This window comes from Chitinophaga deserti, from assembly GCF_003149455.1.
Taxonomy (GTDB): Bacteria; Bacteroidota; Bacteroidia; order Chitinophagales; family Chitinophagaceae; genus Chitinophaga; species Chitinophaga deserti.
The window spans coordinates 539,272-556,034 of the sequence record NZ_QFFK01000003.1 but is presented as its reverse complement, the minus strand read 5'-3'; the positions used below and the strand labels follow the sequence as shown (position 1 = coordinate 556,034).

Annotated in this window: 16 protein-coding genes; 6 read left to right on the top strand and 10 right to left on the bottom strand. The window is 52.3% G+C overall.

Annotated elements, in window-relative coordinates; genetic code table 11:
• Positions 1 to 11 precede the first annotated feature (11 nt).
• The 4 genes from DEV76_RS09475 (at position 12) to DEV76_RS09460 (ending at position 2,469) form a co-directional block, all read left to right on the top strand.
• Complete coding sequence (locus DEV76_RS09475) at positions 12 to 398, top strand: HYC_CC_PP family protein (RefSeq protein ID WP_109697631.1); 387 nt, start codon at positions 12 to 14, stop codon at positions 396 to 398.
• A 75-nt stretch (positions 399 to 473) separates the two neighbouring features.
• Positions 474 to 1,022 carry a heavy-metal-associated domain-containing protein gene (locus tag DEV76_RS09470; RefSeq protein WP_157962796.1) on the top strand — a complete coding sequence of 183 codons (549 nt, stop codon included), beginning with the start codon at positions 474 to 476 and terminating at the stop codon, positions 1,020 to 1,022.
• Positions 1,023 to 1,031: 9 nt separating this feature from the next.
• Positions 1,032 to 1,898, top strand: coding sequence for a hypothetical protein (locus DEV76_RS09465; RefSeq protein WP_109697629.1), 867 nt, complete (start codon positions 1,032 to 1,034; stop codon positions 1,896 to 1,898).
• Position 1,899: 1 nt separating this feature from the next.
• Positions 1,900 to 2,469 (top strand): AraC family transcriptional regulator, encoded by a 570-nt coding sequence (locus DEV76_RS09460; protein ID WP_109697628.1) that lies wholly within the window; start codon positions 1,900 to 1,902, stop codon positions 2,467 to 2,469.
• On the opposite strand, the gene hemN is transcribed toward DEV76_RS09460, so the two are convergent.
• The 10 genes from hemN to DEV76_RS09410 all read right to left on the bottom strand — a co-directional run bounded on the left by hemN (position 2,470) and on the right by DEV76_RS09410 (position 13,203).
• Positions 2,470 to 3,828 carry an oxygen-independent coproporphyrinogen III oxidase gene (gene hemN / locus DEV76_RS09455; RefSeq protein ID WP_109697627.1) on the bottom strand — a complete coding sequence of 453 codons (1,359 nt, stop codon included), beginning with the start codon at positions 3,826 to 3,828 and terminating at the stop codon, positions 2,470 to 2,472.
• 6 nt (positions 3,829 to 3,834) lie between these two features.
• Positions 3,835 to 4,536 (bottom strand): sulfite exporter TauE/SafE family protein, encoded by a 702-nt coding sequence (locus DEV76_RS09450; RefSeq protein WP_198651998.1) that lies wholly within the window; start codon positions 4,534 to 4,536, stop codon positions 3,835 to 3,837.
• Positions 4,533 to 4,970 (bottom strand): FixH family protein, encoded by a 438-nt coding sequence (locus DEV76_RS09445; protein WP_109697626.1) that lies wholly within the window; start codon positions 4,968 to 4,970, stop codon positions 4,533 to 4,535. Before DEV76_RS09445 ends, DEV76_RS09450 begins: the two co-directional genes overlap by 4 nt.
• A 13-nt stretch (positions 4,971 to 4,983) precedes the next feature.
• Positions 4,984 to 6,369: a cytochrome c oxidase accessory protein CcoG gene (gene ccoG, locus DEV76_RS09440; protein WP_109697625.1), complete on the bottom strand. Its 1,386-nt coding sequence runs from the start codon at positions 6,367 to 6,369 to the stop codon at positions 4,984 to 4,986.
• Between the two features lie 16 nt (positions 6,370 to 6,385).
• On the bottom strand, positions 6,386 to 7,468 hold the full coding sequence (locus DEV76_RS09435; protein ID WP_198651997.1) for a cbb3-type cytochrome c oxidase N-terminal domain-containing protein: 1,083 nt from the start codon (positions 7,466 to 7,468) through the stop codon (positions 6,386 to 6,388).
• Positions 7,469 to 7,472: 4 nt separating this feature from the next.
• Complete coding sequence (locus DEV76_RS09430; RefSeq protein ID WP_109697623.1) at positions 7,473 to 7,652, bottom strand: CcoQ/FixQ family Cbb3-type cytochrome c oxidase assembly chaperone; 180 nt, start codon at positions 7,650 to 7,652, stop codon at positions 7,473 to 7,475.
• Between the two features lie 5 nt (positions 7,653 to 7,657).
• Positions 7,658 to 9,784, bottom strand: coding sequence for a cytochrome-c oxidase, cbb3-type subunit I (gene ccoN / locus DEV76_RS09425; protein WP_109697622.1), 2,127 nt, complete (start codon positions 9,782 to 9,784; stop codon positions 7,658 to 7,660).
• Positions 9,785 to 9,796: 12 nt separating this feature from the next.
• Positions 9,797 to 9,949: a cbb3-type cytochrome oxidase assembly protein CcoS gene (gene ccoS / locus DEV76_RS09420; RefSeq protein ID WP_109697621.1), complete on the bottom strand. Its 153-nt coding sequence runs from the start codon at positions 9,947 to 9,949 to the stop codon at positions 9,797 to 9,799.
• 89 nt (positions 9,950 to 10,038) lie between these two features.
• Positions 10,039 to 12,417 (bottom strand): heavy metal translocating P-type ATPase, encoded by a 2,379-nt coding sequence (locus tag DEV76_RS09415; RefSeq protein WP_109697620.1) that lies wholly within the window; start codon positions 12,415 to 12,417, stop codon positions 10,039 to 10,041.
• A 66-nt stretch (positions 12,418 to 12,483) separates the two neighbouring features.
• A complete protein-coding gene (locus tag DEV76_RS09410; protein ID WP_109697619.1) occupies positions 12,484 to 13,203 on the bottom strand; it encodes a c-type cytochrome in 720 nt (239 codons plus the stop codon).
• Between the two features lie 259 nt (positions 13,204 to 13,462).
• Here DEV76_RS09410 and DEV76_RS09405 point away from each other — a divergent pair, with 259 nt between their 5' ends.
• The gene (locus DEV76_RS09405) at positions 13,463 to 14,839 is read left to right on the top strand and encodes a hypothetical protein (protein ID WP_109697618.1); all 1,377 of its coding nucleotides are present in this window, start codon (positions 13,463 to 13,465) and stop codon (positions 14,837 to 14,839) included.
• Between the two features lie 226 nt (positions 14,840 to 15,065).
• Positions 15,066 to 16,724: a L,D-transpeptidase family protein gene (locus tag DEV76_RS09400; RefSeq protein ID WP_109697617.1), complete on the top strand. Its 1,659-nt coding sequence runs from the start codon at positions 15,066 to 15,068 to the stop codon at positions 16,722 to 16,724.
• Positions 16,725 to 16,763 lie beyond the last annotated feature (39 nt).

Genomic DNA, 16,763 nt, shown 5'->3' with positions numbered 1-16,763 from the left:
ATATTTGTGATATGAAGAAATTCCTCACTATCTGTATTGCACTGCTGTACACGCTGATAACCAGCGGGTTCAGTGTAAACGTGCATTACTGTATGGGGGAACTGGCTTCGGTAGACCTGCACGATTCTCACGACGATGGCTGCAACAAATGCGGCATGCCAACGAAGGGGGATTGCTGTAAGGACGAAGCCCACTTCGTGAAGTACGACGATTCTCACCAGGCTGCCAAAGCCGGGACCGGTTTACCGGCCCCTTCTCCCGCTATTACGGAGCTGATTCAGCCCGAATGGCAGGCAGCCATTACCGCAGCACCCGTATTCTCCGTATGGGCACCTATTAACGCTCCACCGCTATCCGGTATACCCCTTTACAAGCAATTCTGCCTCTTCCTGATTTGATGCGGTTTCCTTTTAGGATAACCGTTATTGAATTTTTATGTATTCAACCGGCCATATGGCCTCAAATCAAGGAAAATGAAAACTATTCTTTTTGCGCTGGCGCTGACCGGCATTACGTTTACCGCCTCCGCCCAACAATATAAAAAAGCTTCTCTTCAGGCAGCAGGCCTCACCTGCGCCATGTGCTCCAACGCAACCCAGAAAGCACTTAAAACCCTGACTTTCGTGGATAAGATCGATACCGATCTCAATGCCACCACCTTCATCCTTCACTTCAAACCCGGCGCCAACGTCAATATCGATCAGATACGCCAGAAAGTGGAAGGTGCAGGCTTCTCTGTAGGCAAACTGGTTATGACCGCCGATTTCAACAATGTGAAAGTGGAAAACGATGCGCATATTCCTTTTGCCGGGCAAACCCTCCACTTCGTGAACGTGAAGCCCCAGACCCTTACGGGTGAAAAGGATGTAACGGTTGTAGACCGCGACTTCCTGCCTTCCAAATCCTTTAAGAAATACGCTGCCCTCACCAAAATGAGCTGCATTAACACCGGTAAAATGGAAGCATGCTGCAGCGAAGGGAAGAAAGGAGCAGGTACCCGGGTTTATCACGTTACTATTTAATCGCTATTCATGCTGAAGCAACTGACAATAATCCTCGCCCTTGCAGGCGCGGGGCTTTCTGCGCAGGCTCAGGAACTGTATGTACAGACTGAGCCCGCCAGTAATATGCCCGCCAATTCTGTTGGCATACGGCTGACTAATAAATTCTATCCCATGGATCATGCCAGCTATACAGGTTACCGCCTGCAGCCGGAACTGATGTTTGGGATCAGCAAAAAGCTGATGGTACATGCCAGCGGGTATTTCGGGAATGTGATGGAAAACCGGTTTAAAGCGGAAGGCGCGAGCCTTTATGCCAAGTATCGTTTTCTTTCCAACGATGATATGCATTCCCACTTCCGGATGGCCGCATTCGCAAAAGGCTCCATCATCAATAATGCCTATGCTCCCCCTATGGGGCCAGACCATGATCATACCGCCGAAGCGTTCAATAACCAGGACCTCGACCTCGATGGCATGACCTCCGGCGTAAGTGCTGGTGTGATAGCCACGCAGCTGGTGCATAAGCTTGCCATTTCGGGCACCCTGGCGTACGACAGGTATATGAACAACATGAAGCATAACCTGCCTTACGTGTCGCGCAATGCAGTGAACTACTCCCTGTCTGCCGGATATCTGCTGCTGCCGCGCAAGTATAAAAGCTATAAGCAAACGAACCTGAACCTGTATGTGGAACTGCTGGGTAAATCAAACCTCGATCAGTTCCGCAGCGGTTATTATGTAGACGTGGCGCCTGCGGTGCAGCTGATCATTAACAGCAATTCGCGCATCGATCTCAGCTACCGTACCCAGTTATTCGGGGATATGGCCCGTATGATGGACAGAAGCTTCCTCGTACGCTACGAGTATAATTTGTATAACATCTTCAAAAAATAGCATGAGCACGGTATTACATATCAAAAACATGGTGTGCCCGCGCTGTATCAAAATGGTGCGGTACGTGCTGGAGCATGAAGGTCAGGAAGTGCAGGATGTAACGCTCGGTAAAGCAGTACTTGATACCAATCCGGATGCGGAAGCCACCCAGCGCATTGCAAAGGCTTTGGAAGAAGAAGGGTTTGTATTGCTGGACGACCGTAAAACGCAGATCGTGGAAGCCATCAAGAACTTTGTGGTGGAAACGGTGCACTATGGCGAGCTGGATGAAATGAATGAGAACTTCTCGACACTGCTTTCCCAGAAACTGCAGAAGGATTATCACATGCTGAGCAAACTGTTTTCGGAAACAGAGAACACTACTATCGAACAGTTTATCATACAGCAAAAGATAGAAAGAGTAAAGGAGTTGCTGGTGTATGGCGAATTAACGCTGAGCGAGATCGCTTACAAGCTGGGCTACAGCAGTGTGGCGCACCTCTCCGGACAGTTCAAGAAAGTGACGGGGCTTACGCCGAGTCATTTCAAACAACTGAAGGAAGAGAAGCGCCGGCCGCTGGACAACATCTGATCAAACTGCATTACTAAATAATTCGGTCTGTGGTACATTCCGCCACAGCCGGGCATCGAAAGCCATACATATGTTGCGTATGTATGGCTTTCCTTTTTGGGTAACGGTTACTTTACCGGGTTCAACATCCACAAGTCCGTCGTGCTCCATTTCCTGCAGGCGCTGGAGGCCTTCGGTGATGGCGTCGCACTCAGTGTCCTGCCGGTTCCAGCTGGTCTCGAAGCGGCACATCAGGTTGAGGATGTGGCCGCGGAGCCGCAGGTCTTCTTTCGTAAGCATATGTCCCCTGAACACGGGGAGTTTGCCCTGCCTTACTTTTTCCTGGTAAGCGGCGAGGGACTTTTCATTTTGTGTGTATGCATTACCGGTATCGCTGATGGCGGAAACGCCGAGGCCTATCAGCAGGGAGGTGCGGTGGTCGGTATATCCCATAAAATTGCGGTGGAGGCTGCCGTTTTCCGCAGCCTTAAACAGCGAATCGTCGGGGAGCGTGAAGTGATCCATCCCTATTTCGGTGTAGAAGTAATTTTCGAGGATGGATTTGCCCATTTCGTACAGTGCGCGTTTTTCATCTCCTGCAGGCAGGTCTTTTTCGCTGAAGAGCCGTTGTCCGTTGCCTTTGATCCAGGGTACGTGTGCATAGCTGTAAAAAGAAATGCGCTCGGGCAGGAGGTGCATGCACTGTATGAATGTGCTTTTAATGCTTTTCAGCGTTTGAAGGGGCAGGCCGTAGATGAGGTCGAAGTTGATGGAAGTGTACCCGATGCAACGTGCTTCTTCCACACAGCGGCGTACATTTTCAAACGGCTGAATGCGGTTGATGATGGTTTGTACATTGACATCCAGATCCTGGATGCCCAGGCTCATCCGCCGGAAACCAAGGTCGTAGAGAGCCTGCATATGCTCTGCTGTGGTGTTATTGGGATGCCCTTCGAAGCTGTGTTCCGCACCGGGCAATACGTCTGCAGTTTCAAAGATGGCATTGAGCAGGCGGGTGAGGTTGGCAGGACTGAAGAAGGTAGGTGTGCCACCGCCAAGATGTACTTCGCGGATGCGAGGGCGCTCCGGGAAATACTCCAGGTACAGCCGCCACTCCTCAAGGATGGTATTGATGTAGGGGATTTCGTGATCGTGGTTAACGGTGATGTATTTATTGCAGCCGCAATAAGTGCAGAGGCGTTCACAGAAGGGGAGGTGGATGTAGAGGCTGATACCATCTTCCCCGTTCAGTGAAGCAAAGGAGGGCCCGAGCCCTTCCAGCCATTCGCTTTCTTGAAATGCACCTGTTTCCCAATAAGGAACGGTGGGATAGCTTGTATAGCGTGGCGCGGCAACCTGGTATTTTTTAAGCAGGGTCATAACACATCATTTATGGCATTTTTCGAAAACTCTTTCTGTATGCGGGTGCATTTCGGGGCTAACATATGGGATGCCGAGGTTGAGGCCCCGGAGAATGAGCAGTACGGCCATGAGGCTTACTACATAAGGCATGGCGCTGCGAATGGCTTTGCGGCCACGCAGGCCGAGGAGCTGGCTGAACCAGGTTACGGCCGCCATGGCAGGTAAAGTGCCTGCACCAAAAGCGCCCATAAACAGCATGCCGCCCCAAATGCTTCCTGATGCCACCGCCCCGGCAATGGCCATGTAAACCATGCCACAGGGAAGTAAGCCATTGAGGAAGCCGATGGCAAATAAAGTACTGGTGCTCCGGCGGCTGAGTAACTGCCCCAGCGCACGCTGCACGAAGCCTATTTTCATGGAAGGCATCAGCTTGCCAAAGAGCACTGCAGCCAGCAACAGCAGGCCGAGGAAAACTGACAGCCATTGCTGCCAGCCACCGAGGTAAAACTGCTGCCCCAGCCAGCCGAATACCATACCCAGCAACATATAGGTAACTACTCTGCCTGCGTTGTATAACAGAATGCCGCCCATTTTTTTCCATCCGCTGAGGTGCTGCACGGGCAGCGTCAGCGCAATGGGGCCACACATCCCGATGCAGTGGAAGCTGCCCAGGAAACCCAGCCCGAGGCCGGAAAGTAGCCATGCGGCGGTCATTACAGTGGTCATTGTACGTAGAATTGCGTTTCCTGGAAATAATCCTTCCCGTTAAACTGCCATTGCATTTTTATGCGGTATGGCCCTTTCTCGAACTGCGCACGGCTCACCAGCAACCTGCCGGTATCGTCGAGTGTGAGTGGGAGGGTAAAGTCTTTGCGGGAATCGGACGGACGGTAGAAGTGTACTTTACCCTGCAACGGCGCGCCTTTCAGCTCGCCGGGGAAAGCTAGTTCAATACTATCGCCCGGCTGGCGCACGCTCACCGGAGCGGACAAATCTCCGGTGTTGTTGCGCGCGTCAATGGTAGATTGATATTTAAGCTCTTCGGCATAGTAATCAGGTGTTACCATATCGATGCGGGTTTGCATACTGCGGGTAACGAGTGTAAGAATGCCTATGGCGAAGAGTACGAATACGATGATGATGGCATGACCCCAGTTCATAATGGTATGTTTTTTATTGGCTTACGGGCCCGAGGAAAGTAGTGTTCTTTTCTCCGATACGTTTACCGTTTTCATATAATCCCACTTTCAGGACTGATTTCCTTTTTTCAATGGCAGTGCGCGGCAGTACGATAAAGAATGTTCCTTCGCCCTGCGCTTCGGCTTTCACATGGATGGGCATACCCACCACTTCTATTTTACCTGCACCGCTTTCTATACGCAGCTCCACCGGTACATCCTGCAGCGTTTTGTTGACGAGCTTTATGCGGTAGAGGTTCGTTACACTGTCTTTCCCGCGCTCCTGGTACAGCATCCCTGCTGTGCGGAGGATAGACCCGTCTACCGGCTTGCGGCTAATGAGCAGAAATGTGATGGCGGTAACGATGAGGGTGAGGATAACCGTATATACTTTCAGCCTGCCCGTAAACCGCAGCGGTTGTTTTTGGGCAATGCCGTTTTCTGAAGCATAGCGGATAAGGCCCTGCGGCCGCCCTACTTTATCCATCATGAAATTGCAGGCATCTATACAGGCGGTGCAGTTCACACATTCCAGCTGCGTGCCGTTGCGGATATCGATACCAGTGGGGCAAACATTCACGCATTGCATGCAGTCGATACAATCTCCCAGATCGTTCGCTTCTTTCTTAAACTTACCGCGCGGCTCACCACGTTCGTAATCGTAGGCAACCACCACGGAGTTCTTGTCGAGCAACACGCTTTGCAGGCGGCCGTAAGGACATACTACAGTGCACACCTGTTCGCGTAAGAAGGCGAATACGGCATAGAACACAAATGAGAACCCGATCATGGCAATGAAGCCCGCGGCATGTGCGCTCATGGGGTCTGTTATAATGGACTGCAGTTCGCGGGTACCAATCACGTAAGCGAGAAAGGTATTGGCGATGATGACGGAGAGGAGAAAGAAGAGGGCATGCTTGCCGGTTTTCTTTATGATCTTTTCCGTATCCCAGGGCGCGCGGTTGAGCATCCGCTGTTTGGCCGCATCTCCTTCAATCCAGTATTCTATCCTTCTGAACAGCATTTCCATGAATATCGTTTGCGGGCATATCCACCCGCAGAATATTCTGCCGAAAGCCATGGTGAATAAAACGATAAACAGGATGAAGGCCACCATGGCGAGACCGAAGATGAAGAAATCCTGCGGCCAGAACACGGCGCCGAAGAGGATGAAGCGGCCTTCCGTTACATTAAAGAGGAACAAGGGCCTGCCGCCAATGTGAATGAACGGCAGGCTGAAGAACAGGAGGAAATAACATGCACTCAGGACCGTTCTGGCGGTATAGAGCCTACCGGACGGTTGCCTGGCATAGATCCATTTTCTTTTTCCTTTCTCGTCGATCGTTGCCAGATGGTCTCTGAATATTTCGTGTTCTTCCATTTTCTTCCTTGTTAATTTATTCTTTCACCTCAGTGCCTTCGGGCGCTTTCGGATTGGCAGGATTAGTGCCTTTGATAGAGTGGATATAAGCGCATAGCTGAGCGATCTGTTTGGGGGAGAAATCTTCTTTCCAGCTCTTCATCCCTTTCTCCGGTACGCCATATTTAATGGTGGAAAAAATCTCGCCTACTTTACCACCGTGTACCCAGAAGTTGTCAGTAAGGTTAGGGCCTACGAGGCCTTGTCCTTCCGGACCGTGGCATGCCGCGCAGTTGGTGGCGAACACTTTTTTACCGGAGGCGATATCATCTGCTTCGGTGAGCAGTTTCACAGTGTTTTCGTCGATGTTGTTGGCGGCATTTTTCAGGTATTCCGCTTTCTGTGCAGCAGCCTGTGCTTCTGCTATCGCCAGTTCCTGCAGCTGAAGGGGAGCCGTTTCTGAAATATGGAAGCGCCATACGTAGATGATGCCGAACACGATACTCAGGTAAAATGCCCAGCGCCACCAGGGAGGTGTGGGATTATTCAGTTCGCGGATACCATCATAGTCGTGCCCGAGATCCACTTCTTCTTCCGAAGCGGCATCGAGGCTGCGTGTATCGTTGAGGCGTTCCATCCAGGTTACACGCGGCTTACCGGGCTTGGCTTCTTTCACGGCTTTGGCTTTCGCTTTGGCCGCTTTTTTCATGCCCTGAATACCGGTGAGAATGCGCAGCGCCTGCAGGAGGAACAGCAGCACCAGGATTTCAAGACCAATAACGGTCAGCAGCATATACAGCGTAGTGTCAGACAGGCCGGAAACCATTGGGCCGGCAACTGTTTTCACAACTTCTTCAGCAGCTTCCTGTGCAAAAGCACCCTGGCCCACGGCCAGTAGTACCAGTATGAGGGGTAGCTTCTTCATGCGGTCGCGGAAAATATCCACGGCGCCGATTACGGTATGCCCGAGTACGCAAATGGCGATCAGCAGCCCTGCGGCGATAGAAATCAGCAGGATGGACACAGGATGCGACAGCTCTCCGTATGGATCAGGAGGCGCACCTGCGGCAGATGCCTGCAGGGTAATGATGGTGAGCAGAAATGTGAGAATGCGTTTCATGGGCTTACTTATTTTCAGGTGCATCGTTTTCGATCGGGAGATGGCTCATGGCGTCCATCGTTTGTTTGTCGGTCCGGAAGGCGAGCCATGCCGCGCCAAGGAAGAAAACGGAGAAGATGATCAGTGATGCCATCGGGTAGATGGTTACGTCTTCTATGCTTTTGAGATAATTGATGAATTTCATGGCAATTAGTTTGAAGCGGTTTCTTTGATGTCTTTACCCATTCTCTGCAGATAAGCGATCAGCGCTACGATCTCTCTGTCGGCAGGGATTTCTAGCTTATCCTTTTTCAGATTGGCAACAATGATATTGGCTTGTTTATCCAGATCTGCTTTGGATTGTGCTTCGTATCCTTCTGCATAAGGCACCCCTATTTTGCGCATCACATTAATCATGGCCGGTGTTTTTCCTCTGTCGATTCGATTGTCGAACAGCCAGGGGTATGCCGGCATGATGGAACCGGGAGACATTGACACGGGGTCGAGCATGTGGTTGTAGTGCCAGGAATCAGGATACTTACCACCTAGCCGCGCCAGATCAGGACCGGTGCGTTTGGAGCCCCACTGGAAAGGGTGATCGTAAATGAACTCACCGGCTTTGGAATACTCCCCGTAGCGGGCCACCTCATCGCGGAAGGGGCGTACCATCTGCGAGTGGCAGGTATAACAGCCTTCGCGGATGTAGATGTCGCGGCCATGGAGTTCCAGCGGAGTATATGGTTTCACACTGCTGATGGTAGGTATGTTACTACGTACCAGGAAGGTGGGCACCAGTTCGAGGATACCGCCGATGCCTACAACGATGAGGCTGAATACGGCCATCTGTACAGGTCTTCTCTCGATCCAGTTATGCCAGTGGCCTTTGTCTTTACTGTTGGCTTCAGGCGCTGCTTTTACCAGTGGTGCGGCTTCTGCAGGTTCGTTGGCAATGAAAGTGCCGCGGCGTACTGTTTTGGTGATGTTAACAATCATAAGGATTACGCCGGAAACATAGAGCAGTCCGCCGAGGGCACGCAGTGCGTACATGGGAACGATGATATTCACCGTTTCGATAAACTGATACTTCAGTGTCCCTTCTTCCGTGAATTGTTTCCACATCATACTCTGTGTGAATGCAGCCCAGTAGAGGGGGATAGCGTAGAATATGATACCGAGGGTACCGATCCAGAAGTGGGCATTGGCCCATTTGCGGGAGTATAATTGTGTGTTGAAGAGGCGCGGCAGCATCCAGTAAAGGATACCGAAAGTGAGGAAACCGTTCCAGCCGAGGGCACCAACGTGTACATGAGCGATGGTCCAGTCGGTATAATGGCTGATGGCGTTCACGTTCTTCAGGGAGAGCATAGGGCCTTCGAAGGTGGCCATACCATAAGCGGTGAGGGCTACCACGAAGAACTTCAGCACAGCATCTTCCCTTACACGGTCCCATGCACCACGCAGGGTGAGGAGGCCGTTAAGCATACCACCCCATGACGGAGCGATGAGCATAATGGAGAATACGGTACCGAGAGATTGCGCCCATTCAGGCAGGGCGGTGTAAAGCAGGTGGTGAGGGCCTGCCCAGATATAGATGAAGATCAGTGCCCAGAAGTGGATGATAGACCAGCGGTAAGAATAAACGGGCCTGTTGGCAGCTTTCGGTACAAAGTAGTACATCAGGCCAAGGTAGGGTGTGGTGAGGAAGAAGGCCACGGCGTTGTGACCGTACCACCACTGTACGAGTGCATCCTGCACACCGGCGTACCAGGAATAGCTCTTGAGAAGCGACAGCGGCATCTCGAAAGAGTTGACGATGTGCAGCATGGCGATGGCTACCCAGGTACCGATGTAAAACCATATGGCAACATACAGGTGGCTGACGCGGCGTTTGAGGATAGTACCCAGCATATTGGCGCCGAATACAACCCAGATAAGGGTAATGGCAATGTCGAACGGCCATTCCAGCTCAGCGTATTCTTTACCGGTAGTGTACCCAAGGAAGAGGGTGAGCGCGCCGCCGGCGATGATGGCCTGCCAGCCCCAGAAGTGGATTTTGCTGAGCAGATCGCTGAACATTCGCGCTTTACAAAGGCGTTGCAGGGAATAATACACCCCCATGAATATGCCGTTACCCACAAATGCGAAAATCACCGCATTGGTGTGTACGGGGCGGAGGCGGCCAAAGGTAATGGGTGCAAAGCCAAGGTTGGCGCCGGGGATAACCAGCTCTATCGCAGCCCACAGGCCCGCCAGCATTCCGATTAAGCCCCAGAAAATGGAGGCATAGGCAAACCATTTGACGGTGCGGTTGTCGTAAGAAAATTTTTCAAGAGACATATGAACGGGTGTTTATTCTTTACTGGTTTTATCGTCGAAAAGCATGCGGTGGGCGGGGGAATAATCGTCGTCGTATTGCCCGTCTTTAACGGACCATATAAAGGCGATCAGGAAGAAGATGGCTACGGCCAGACTGGCACACAGCAGCAGAATGATCACACTCATGATTCGGTGTTTTTGTTAATTATTTTGTAAAAGTATCGTGACGGCGATCCGTAACAGATGATGGGAGTCAAAGCGTCCGATGATGCTCATCAGCGGAGGAACCTCCTGCCGGTATATTCACTCATCCCCCAGGTCAGCAGAATAATACTGATAGAGCTGCTGGGCATGAGAATGGCTGCTGTAAGCGGACTCAGCTTGCCCTGTACCGCGAAAAACAGTCCGGTGAGGTTATAAGCGATCGAATACACGAAACTGATGAGGATAATGCGCTTATTGATCCGGCTCATGCGGATGAAGGATGGCAGCCGGTGCAGTTGCGCAGCCTCCAGAATGCCATCGCTGGCCGGGGTGAAGTTGTTGGAATCTTCGGTAAGACTGATCCCGGCATCGCTCTGGCGCAGTGCGCCGGCATCGTTCAGCCCGTCGCCGATCATGAGCACTTTTTCTCCTTTTTCCTGCAGCTGCACGATATGATCGAGCTTGTCATGCGCCTGCTGGCGGAAGAGCAGGGTGGCATTATCGCCCATCATTTTTCGCAGGTTACCGGCTTCGCCGGGCTGGTCGCCGGAAAGGAGGGTAAGGCCAAAATGATGCTGGAGATGCCCCAGCATTTCAGGGATGCCGGTGCGGTAAGCATGTTCGAGGAGATAATATCCGGCATGATCGCCATTGATATTTACATGCACTACGCTTGCTCCCTTATGTTCCGGCTCGCGGGCACCGGTATATTCTGCACTGCCCAGCTGCACGTGCATCTGATGCACCCAGCCCTGCAGGCCCTGCCCGGTTTGCTCACTGAAACGGTCAATGGTATGAATCACCGGTTTCCCTACAAATTCGCGCACCTGCCTGCTGGCGGGGTGCTGGGAATGAGCGGTTAAAGCCGCTACAGCACTTACCTCGGCATGCGTAAGCTCCCGGCCATGCCAGGATACGGTGGTGCTGGATTTGCCCGTCAGCGTACCGGTTTTATCGAATACGATGTGGGTAATGCCTGCCAGCCTTTCGATAGCCTGCGCATTGCGGAGGTACAGCCGGTGGCGGCTCAGGATTCTGAGCATGTGGCCGTTAGTGAAAGATGCCGCCAATAGCAATGCACATGGGCAGGCAATAATAAGAATCGCAGTTACCGAAGGCCAAATTTTAGCGCTGTCGTAAATACCCCAGTATATAGCAGTAACCGCGGCAATGGTAAGTACCACCCAGGTGAAGTATTGCCCCAGTAAGTGAATGAAGGATGGTTTGCCGGGGTTCTCGCGGCGCAGTTCTTCCCGGTTCCAGAGGCTGGTGAGGTAGCTCTGTGCCACTTCGCGGATGGTGAGGATCTCCATATTACCATCCAGCTGGCGGCCACCGGCGTAAATGATTTCACCCATCTGTTTACGAACGGGAACCGATTCGCCGGTTACAAAGCTGTAATCGATCAGTGCCGATCCTTTTACGAGCAATCCATCGGCCGGTATGAGCTCCTGGTGGTGGATGAGCAGGGTGTCTCCGGTTTTGACATCGGGGAGCTGTGTAGGCTTTTCTTCCCCGTCTTTCATCACGGTAACGGCAATGGGGAAATAAGCCGTGTAATCCCTGTCGAAGGAGAGGCCCCGGTAAGTTTTATCCTGTAACAGGCGGCCAATAAGCATGAACATAACGATGCCGGTCATGGAATCGAAGTATCCGCCGCCGGTGCCGGAGAGCACATCCACTACGCTGCGGGTGAAGGTGACAATGATGGCGAGTACGATCGGCAGGTCGATGTTGAGGAAACCATGTTTGAGACCTTTCCAGGCAGGCATATAGAAGGCCTGTGCACTATAAAAGAAGACCGGAAGAGAGAGAAGGAGATTGAGGTATCTGAAAACCCTGGTCATATTGCCTTCCATATGCCCTTCGCCTGAAAAGTATTCGGGAAACGACAGTAGCATGATATTAGCGAAGCAGAAGCCTGCCACGCCGAGCTGATAAATGAGTTTGCGGTTGGGTGCGGGCTTGCGGGCGCGGAGGTCCTGCAGGCTGATGTATGGTTCATAGCCGATGCTGGTGAGCGTTTCTGCTATTTTTCGTAATGATGTCTGATCGGGACTGTAAACGATACGTGCTTCCTTTTCTGCGAAGTTAACTTCCACCTGCTGTACACCGGGGTCGAGGCGGTGGAGGTTTTCGAGGAGCCAGAGGCAGGAGCTGCAATGGATGTGCGGGATGTGGAAGGTAACGTGAGCCTGCTTCTCATCAGCATACTGCAACAGCTGCTGTTGAGTTCGGGCATCGTCGAGGAAGGCGAATTTATCTTTCCGGACCGGCTGCCGCTGGGCCACGCCTGGCTTGTTGTTGATCTCATAATACCGGCAGAGGCCGTTTTCGTTCAGCAGTTCATAGACGGTCTGGCAACCCTGACAGCAGAACTGTTCGTCCGTGGGACAGGGCTCGCCGCAATGCGCGCATTGGTGGCTTACTTCCTGGGCTTGTTTGATCATGCCTCAAAAGTATCCGCCATTGCGCGCCCGGGCGATGAGTGGGGTCAAGCAGACAGATGATCGTTATCAGCTGCCTTTGATGGAAAGTATGAACCCCGTCACTTGTGCAATCTGTTTATCACTGAGGGATTTACCCCATGCCTGCATCCCTTTTGCAGGAACACCTTCTTTAATGGTTTTGAAGATCTCGTTCACACTGCCGCCGTGCAGCCAGGTATCGTCGGTCAGTTTAGGCCCTACCAGCCCCTGTCCCTGCCCGCCATGGCAAACACCGCATTTACCGCTGAAAATGGCCTTCCCGGCCTTAATATCGGCCTCTTCAGTGAGCTGGGGCACATTATTAGGGTCAATAGCCGGTTCGGGTACAGGTGCAGCTGCTTCGGCCACCACGGGCTGGCGGGATGCCTGCTTTCCTGCTGCGAATACGAGCCCGTAACCCAATACGGCAAATAATATGGAAGTGGTTACCCAGGCCTTCCGGCTTACCCGTATGCCGGTGAGGAAATGCAGGATGGCCAGCAGGGCCAGGATCACCAGTACTTCCAGTATAAGCACGGAGGATAGCGTGGCAAACATATCGTTAGGCAGGCCGGGTATGATACCCACGGCCAGCAACCCTTTGGTAAGTTGACTGTTATTGTTGTTGAGATGCTTGTCGCGGTAAACATCCATCGCGGAAATGACCGTATTCGCAAGCAATACGATGATGAGAAGCAATCCGGCTGCGGTGCAGAGCATCAGTAACGCTACCGGGTGCGTCAGCTCTATCCATTGAGAAAAATTCATAGGTCGTCGTTATTTACCTGAAAGCTACAACCGGTCATCAGTCACAATATTGAGCCACCTCACCTGGTGACCTGATTTTAGTCAGATTCCTGCCGGGAATGTTATAACAGAAGACCATAATTGTATAACACCCGGGCGGTAAGGCGGGGCTACCTTTGCATTATCATTCAAAATGCGCATTATGAAGATTATCAACAGCATACTCCGGTTTCTCGGGGCACTATTCACAAAGAAGAATTGTTGTAAGTAAAACTTATATATGAAACGATTTGCAGGGCTGACGCTTTTGCTCTCAGCCATCACCATATCCGCATTTGCGCAGCATGAGCACCACCAGCCGCAACCCGCGAAGAAAGATACTGTGCCCGCTCACGACCCGCATGCCGGGCACCGGATGAAGGATTCCTCCGCCATGGAGCACCAGGGGCACAGCATGGGCAATATGACGCATGCCTACAGCCTTAACCTGCCCATGAGCAGGAATGGTTCCGGAACAGCCTGGCTGCCCGATAACAGCCCTATGTATATGTACATGACCGGAAACGACCGTACCAACTTCATGTTCCATGGTAATGTGTTCCTCCGCTATACTTCTACCGACTTCACCGCCAAAGGCAGCCGCGGCGCCGCTAAGTTTGATGCGCCCAACTGGCTGATGGGGATGATGAACCACCGGGTAGGGAAGAAAGGGCTGTTTAACGCTACGGTTATGCTGAGCTTCGATAAACTGGTAATGGGCGGGGAAGGTTACCCGCTGCTGTACCAGTCTGGCGAAACCTGGGAAGGGCGCCCGCTGGTAGACCGTCAGCATCCGCACGACCTCTTTGCCGCACTGAGCATTGGGTATACCCATGCCATCAATAAAGACATGGATGTATTCGCGTATTTCGGTTACCCCGGTGAGCCATCCATCAGTGCTCCGGCATTTATGCACCGTGTATCGGCCATGAATAATCCGGATGCACCGCTGGGGCACCACTGGCAGGATGCCACGCATATCACATTCGGTGTGGGTACCCTGGGCTTCCGCTACAAACAGGTGAAAGCAGAGTTTTCCAGCTTCACGGGCCGTGAACCGGATGAGGACCGTTACAACTTCGACAAGCCGAAATTCGACAGCTACGCCTATCGCGTTAGCTACAATCCTTCCCGCCAGTGGGCTTTGCAATTCTCTCAGGCATTCGTAAAAAGCCCGGAGGCTGGTGAACCTGATGAAGATGTTACCCGCACCACTGCTTCCGCCATCCATACCGTTCCGCTGCGTAAACCCGGAAGCTTTATTGCTTCTTCCGCTGTATGGGGCCTCAACTCCAAAAGCGACGGCCACCGTGAGCATGCATTCCTCGCGGAAAGTAACCTTCAGCTGCAAAAGAACGCAGTGTACGGCCGGTACGAGTTCGTAGAAAAATCTACCCACGAACTGCAGCTGGAAGACAAATTCGGTGAGGATAAGTTTGGCGTTCATGCCTTTACGTTAGGATATGCCAGAACTCTGGCCACCGTCTGGAAAACCAACCTCGCCATCGGCGCTCAGGGAACGGTTCATTTCGCCAATACTGCCCTGGATGGTTTGTATGGAAAACAACCCCTCAGCGGCCAGGTGTATCTGCGGATCAGTCCGGCCATGCACCGGTAAAACCTCCAGCAGAATCTCCATACTAAAGTTGTTTCTTCATCCATCCTCCGGCTAATCACCAATGGGGGATGGATGATGTATATCAGTAAGTTCTGCACATCTCTCCTTTGCGGGAAATACGTATTTATGGCCGGTTTCCCCGTATTATGCCGGAATAACACTTTCATAGCAGCACGGTATTTGCTTTTATCACTACATTCGACCGTATTTTTAATCTGAGTCAGGAATGAAGTATCTGAAGTTCATACCGTGGATGTTGCTGATCATCATCACGGCCGCCTGCGGAAACAGGAAGGGCAAGCCCCGCCAGCAGGAAGTTGTGCAGAATGTGCAGCAGCTGGATGAAGTAGTGCCACAACAAATAGCGGAAAGGCTGGAGTATGTGGACGGGAATGAAGGGTGGATGGAAGACAGTGTACCTGTTTTCAGCGCACCCGCTTTGCGGACGGCTTATGCTGCCAGCGCGGGTAAAGCGATCTGGTCAAAGAACGGGGAAGCCATTCCCCAGGCCGATAGCCTGCTCCGCTGGATCGGAAGCGCCCGGCATTATGGACTGAACCCCGCTCACTACCATTCCAATGCCTTACTCGCGGCACAGGAACGCAGGCATACCGATAAAGACGCTCTGCGCGATGCTGCCCTCTGGGCGCAAACGGATGTACTGCTGACGGATGCATTCTTCAAACTCGCTAACCATCTTCACTATGGCATTATCCCGCGCGATAGTATAGCCCTGCGGAAAGATTCTCTGCTGACGGATGATGTACTCAACTCCCTCCTCCGCGATGCCATCAGCGGCAACCGCATCAGCGAAATTTTACAGGCACAGGAACCCGTGCATGAACAATATCATTTACTGAAAGCAGGTGTGGCTGCGTACGAAGAACAATACGGCAACCGCTCCTGGGATACGATAGCGGCCGATTATACCGACACTCTCGCATTCCGCAGGCAACTGGCGGCCAGACTTGTGCAAACAGGCCATTACGATACTTTGCTGAATACCCCGGATGATACTGTAGCACTTAAAAAAGCCATTAAACAATTTCAGCAGGACATTCATCTGTACCCCGATGGTGTTGCCGGCAAGCGCACCATTCAATACCTGAACCGCCAGCCGAAAGACTGGCTGGAGCAGGCGGCTGTGAGCCTCGACCGCTGGCGTAAAATGCCCGATACCCTTCCCGCAAGATATCTCATCGTTAATATACCCGCCTTCCGGCTGCAGGTGTGGGATGATTCTGCCGGCATGGTACTGGAATCGCGGGTAATAGTGGGAACTCCGCGAACCCGTACCCCGCAGCTCAGCTCGGTAATGACCAACTTCGTACTTTATCCTTACTGGCGCGTGCCCTACAGTATTGTGTTCAAAGAAATGCTGCCGCAGATCAAGAAAGACCGTGCTTACCTCACGCAAAAGAACCTCGAAGTGGTGGACCATCACGGCAATATCGTTTCCCCCGATTCCATTGACTGGAATAAGCTGGGGAAAGGGTACTTCCCTTATGTGCTCCGGCAGATGGACGGGCTGGATAACTCCCTGGGGATAATGAAATTCAACTTCGCCAACCGCTTCAGCGTATACCTCCACGATACCAATAACAGAAAACTTTTCGCTAACTCCAACCGTGCGCTCAGCCATGGCTGTGTGAGGGTGCAGGCATGGGACAGTCTGGCCATGTATATGGTGAGCAGCGACCCCAAGCCGGAGATGGCCGACAGTGTGCGTGCCTGGCTGGCCCGGGAAGAGCAGCGGGTGTACTCCCTGCCACGCCGGTTACCCATCTACATCCGTTACTTCTCCACTGAGTACCGCGACGGGAAGCTGCAGTTTTATGAAGATGTATATGGAGAAGATGCGCGTGTACGGCAATACTTCCATTAATCCCGTTCATTCCGTAAATACTACGATTCGCACCGGAGG

Bases quoted from the DNA above. Each gene is read 5' to 3' on its own strand.
- DEV76_RS09450 (WP_198651998.1), bottom strand. From the start codon at position 4,536: ATGACCACTGTAATGACCGCCGCATGGCTACTTTCCGGCCTCGGGCTG.
- DEV76_RS09410 (WP_109697619.1), bottom strand. From the start codon at position 13,203: ATGAATTTTTCTCAATGGATAGAGCTGACGCACCCGGTAGCGTTACTG.
- DEV76_RS09430 (WP_109697623.1), bottom strand. From the start codon at position 7,652: ATGAAATTCATCAATTATCTCAAAAGCATAGAAGACGTAACCATCTAC.
- DEV76_RS09445 (WP_109697626.1), bottom strand. From the start codon at position 4,970: ATGAACTGGGGTCATGCCATCATCATCGTATTCGTACTCTTCGCCATA.
- ccoN (WP_109697622.1), bottom strand. From the start codon at position 9,784: ATGTCTCTTGAAAAATTTTCTTACGACAACCGCACCGTCAAATGGTTT.
- DEV76_RS09465 (WP_109697629.1), top strand. From the start codon at position 1,032: ATGCTGAAGCAACTGACAATAATCCTCGCCCTTGCAGGCGCGGGGCTT.
- DEV76_RS09415 (WP_109697620.1), bottom strand. From the start codon at position 12,417: ATGATCAAACAAGCCCAGGAAGTAAGCCACCAATGCGCGCATTGCGGC.
- ccoS (WP_109697621.1), bottom strand. From the start codon at position 9,949: ATGAGTGTGATCATTCTGCTGCTGTGTGCCAGTCTGGCCGTAGCCATC.
- DEV76_RS09470 (WP_157962796.1), top strand. From the start codon at position 474: ATGAAAACTATTCTTTTTGCGCTGGCGCTGACCGGCATTACGTTTACC.
- ccoG (WP_109697625.1), bottom strand. From the start codon at position 6,369: ATGGAAGAACACGAAATATTCAGAGACCATCTGGCAACGATCGACGAG.
- DEV76_RS09405 (WP_109697618.1), top strand. From the start codon at position 13,463: ATGAAACGATTTGCAGGGCTGACGCTTTTGCTCTCAGCCATCACCATA.
- DEV76_RS09460 (WP_109697628.1), top strand. From the start codon at position 1,900: ATGAGCACGGTATTACATATCAAAAACATGGTGTGCCCGCGCTGTATC.
- DEV76_RS09475 (WP_109697631.1), top strand. From the start codon at position 12: ATGAAGAAATTCCTCACTATCTGTATTGCACTGCTGTACACGCTGATA.
- DEV76_RS09435 (WP_198651997.1), bottom strand. From the start codon at position 7,468: ATGAAACGCATTCTCACATTTCTGCTCACCATCATTACCCTGCAGGCA.
- DEV76_RS09400 (WP_109697617.1), top strand. From the start codon at position 15,066: ATGAAGTATCTGAAGTTCATACCGTGGATGTTGCTGATCATCATCACG.
- hemN (WP_109697627.1), bottom strand. From the start codon at position 3,828: ATGACCCTGCTTAAAAAATACCAGGTTGCCGCGCCACGCTATACAAGC.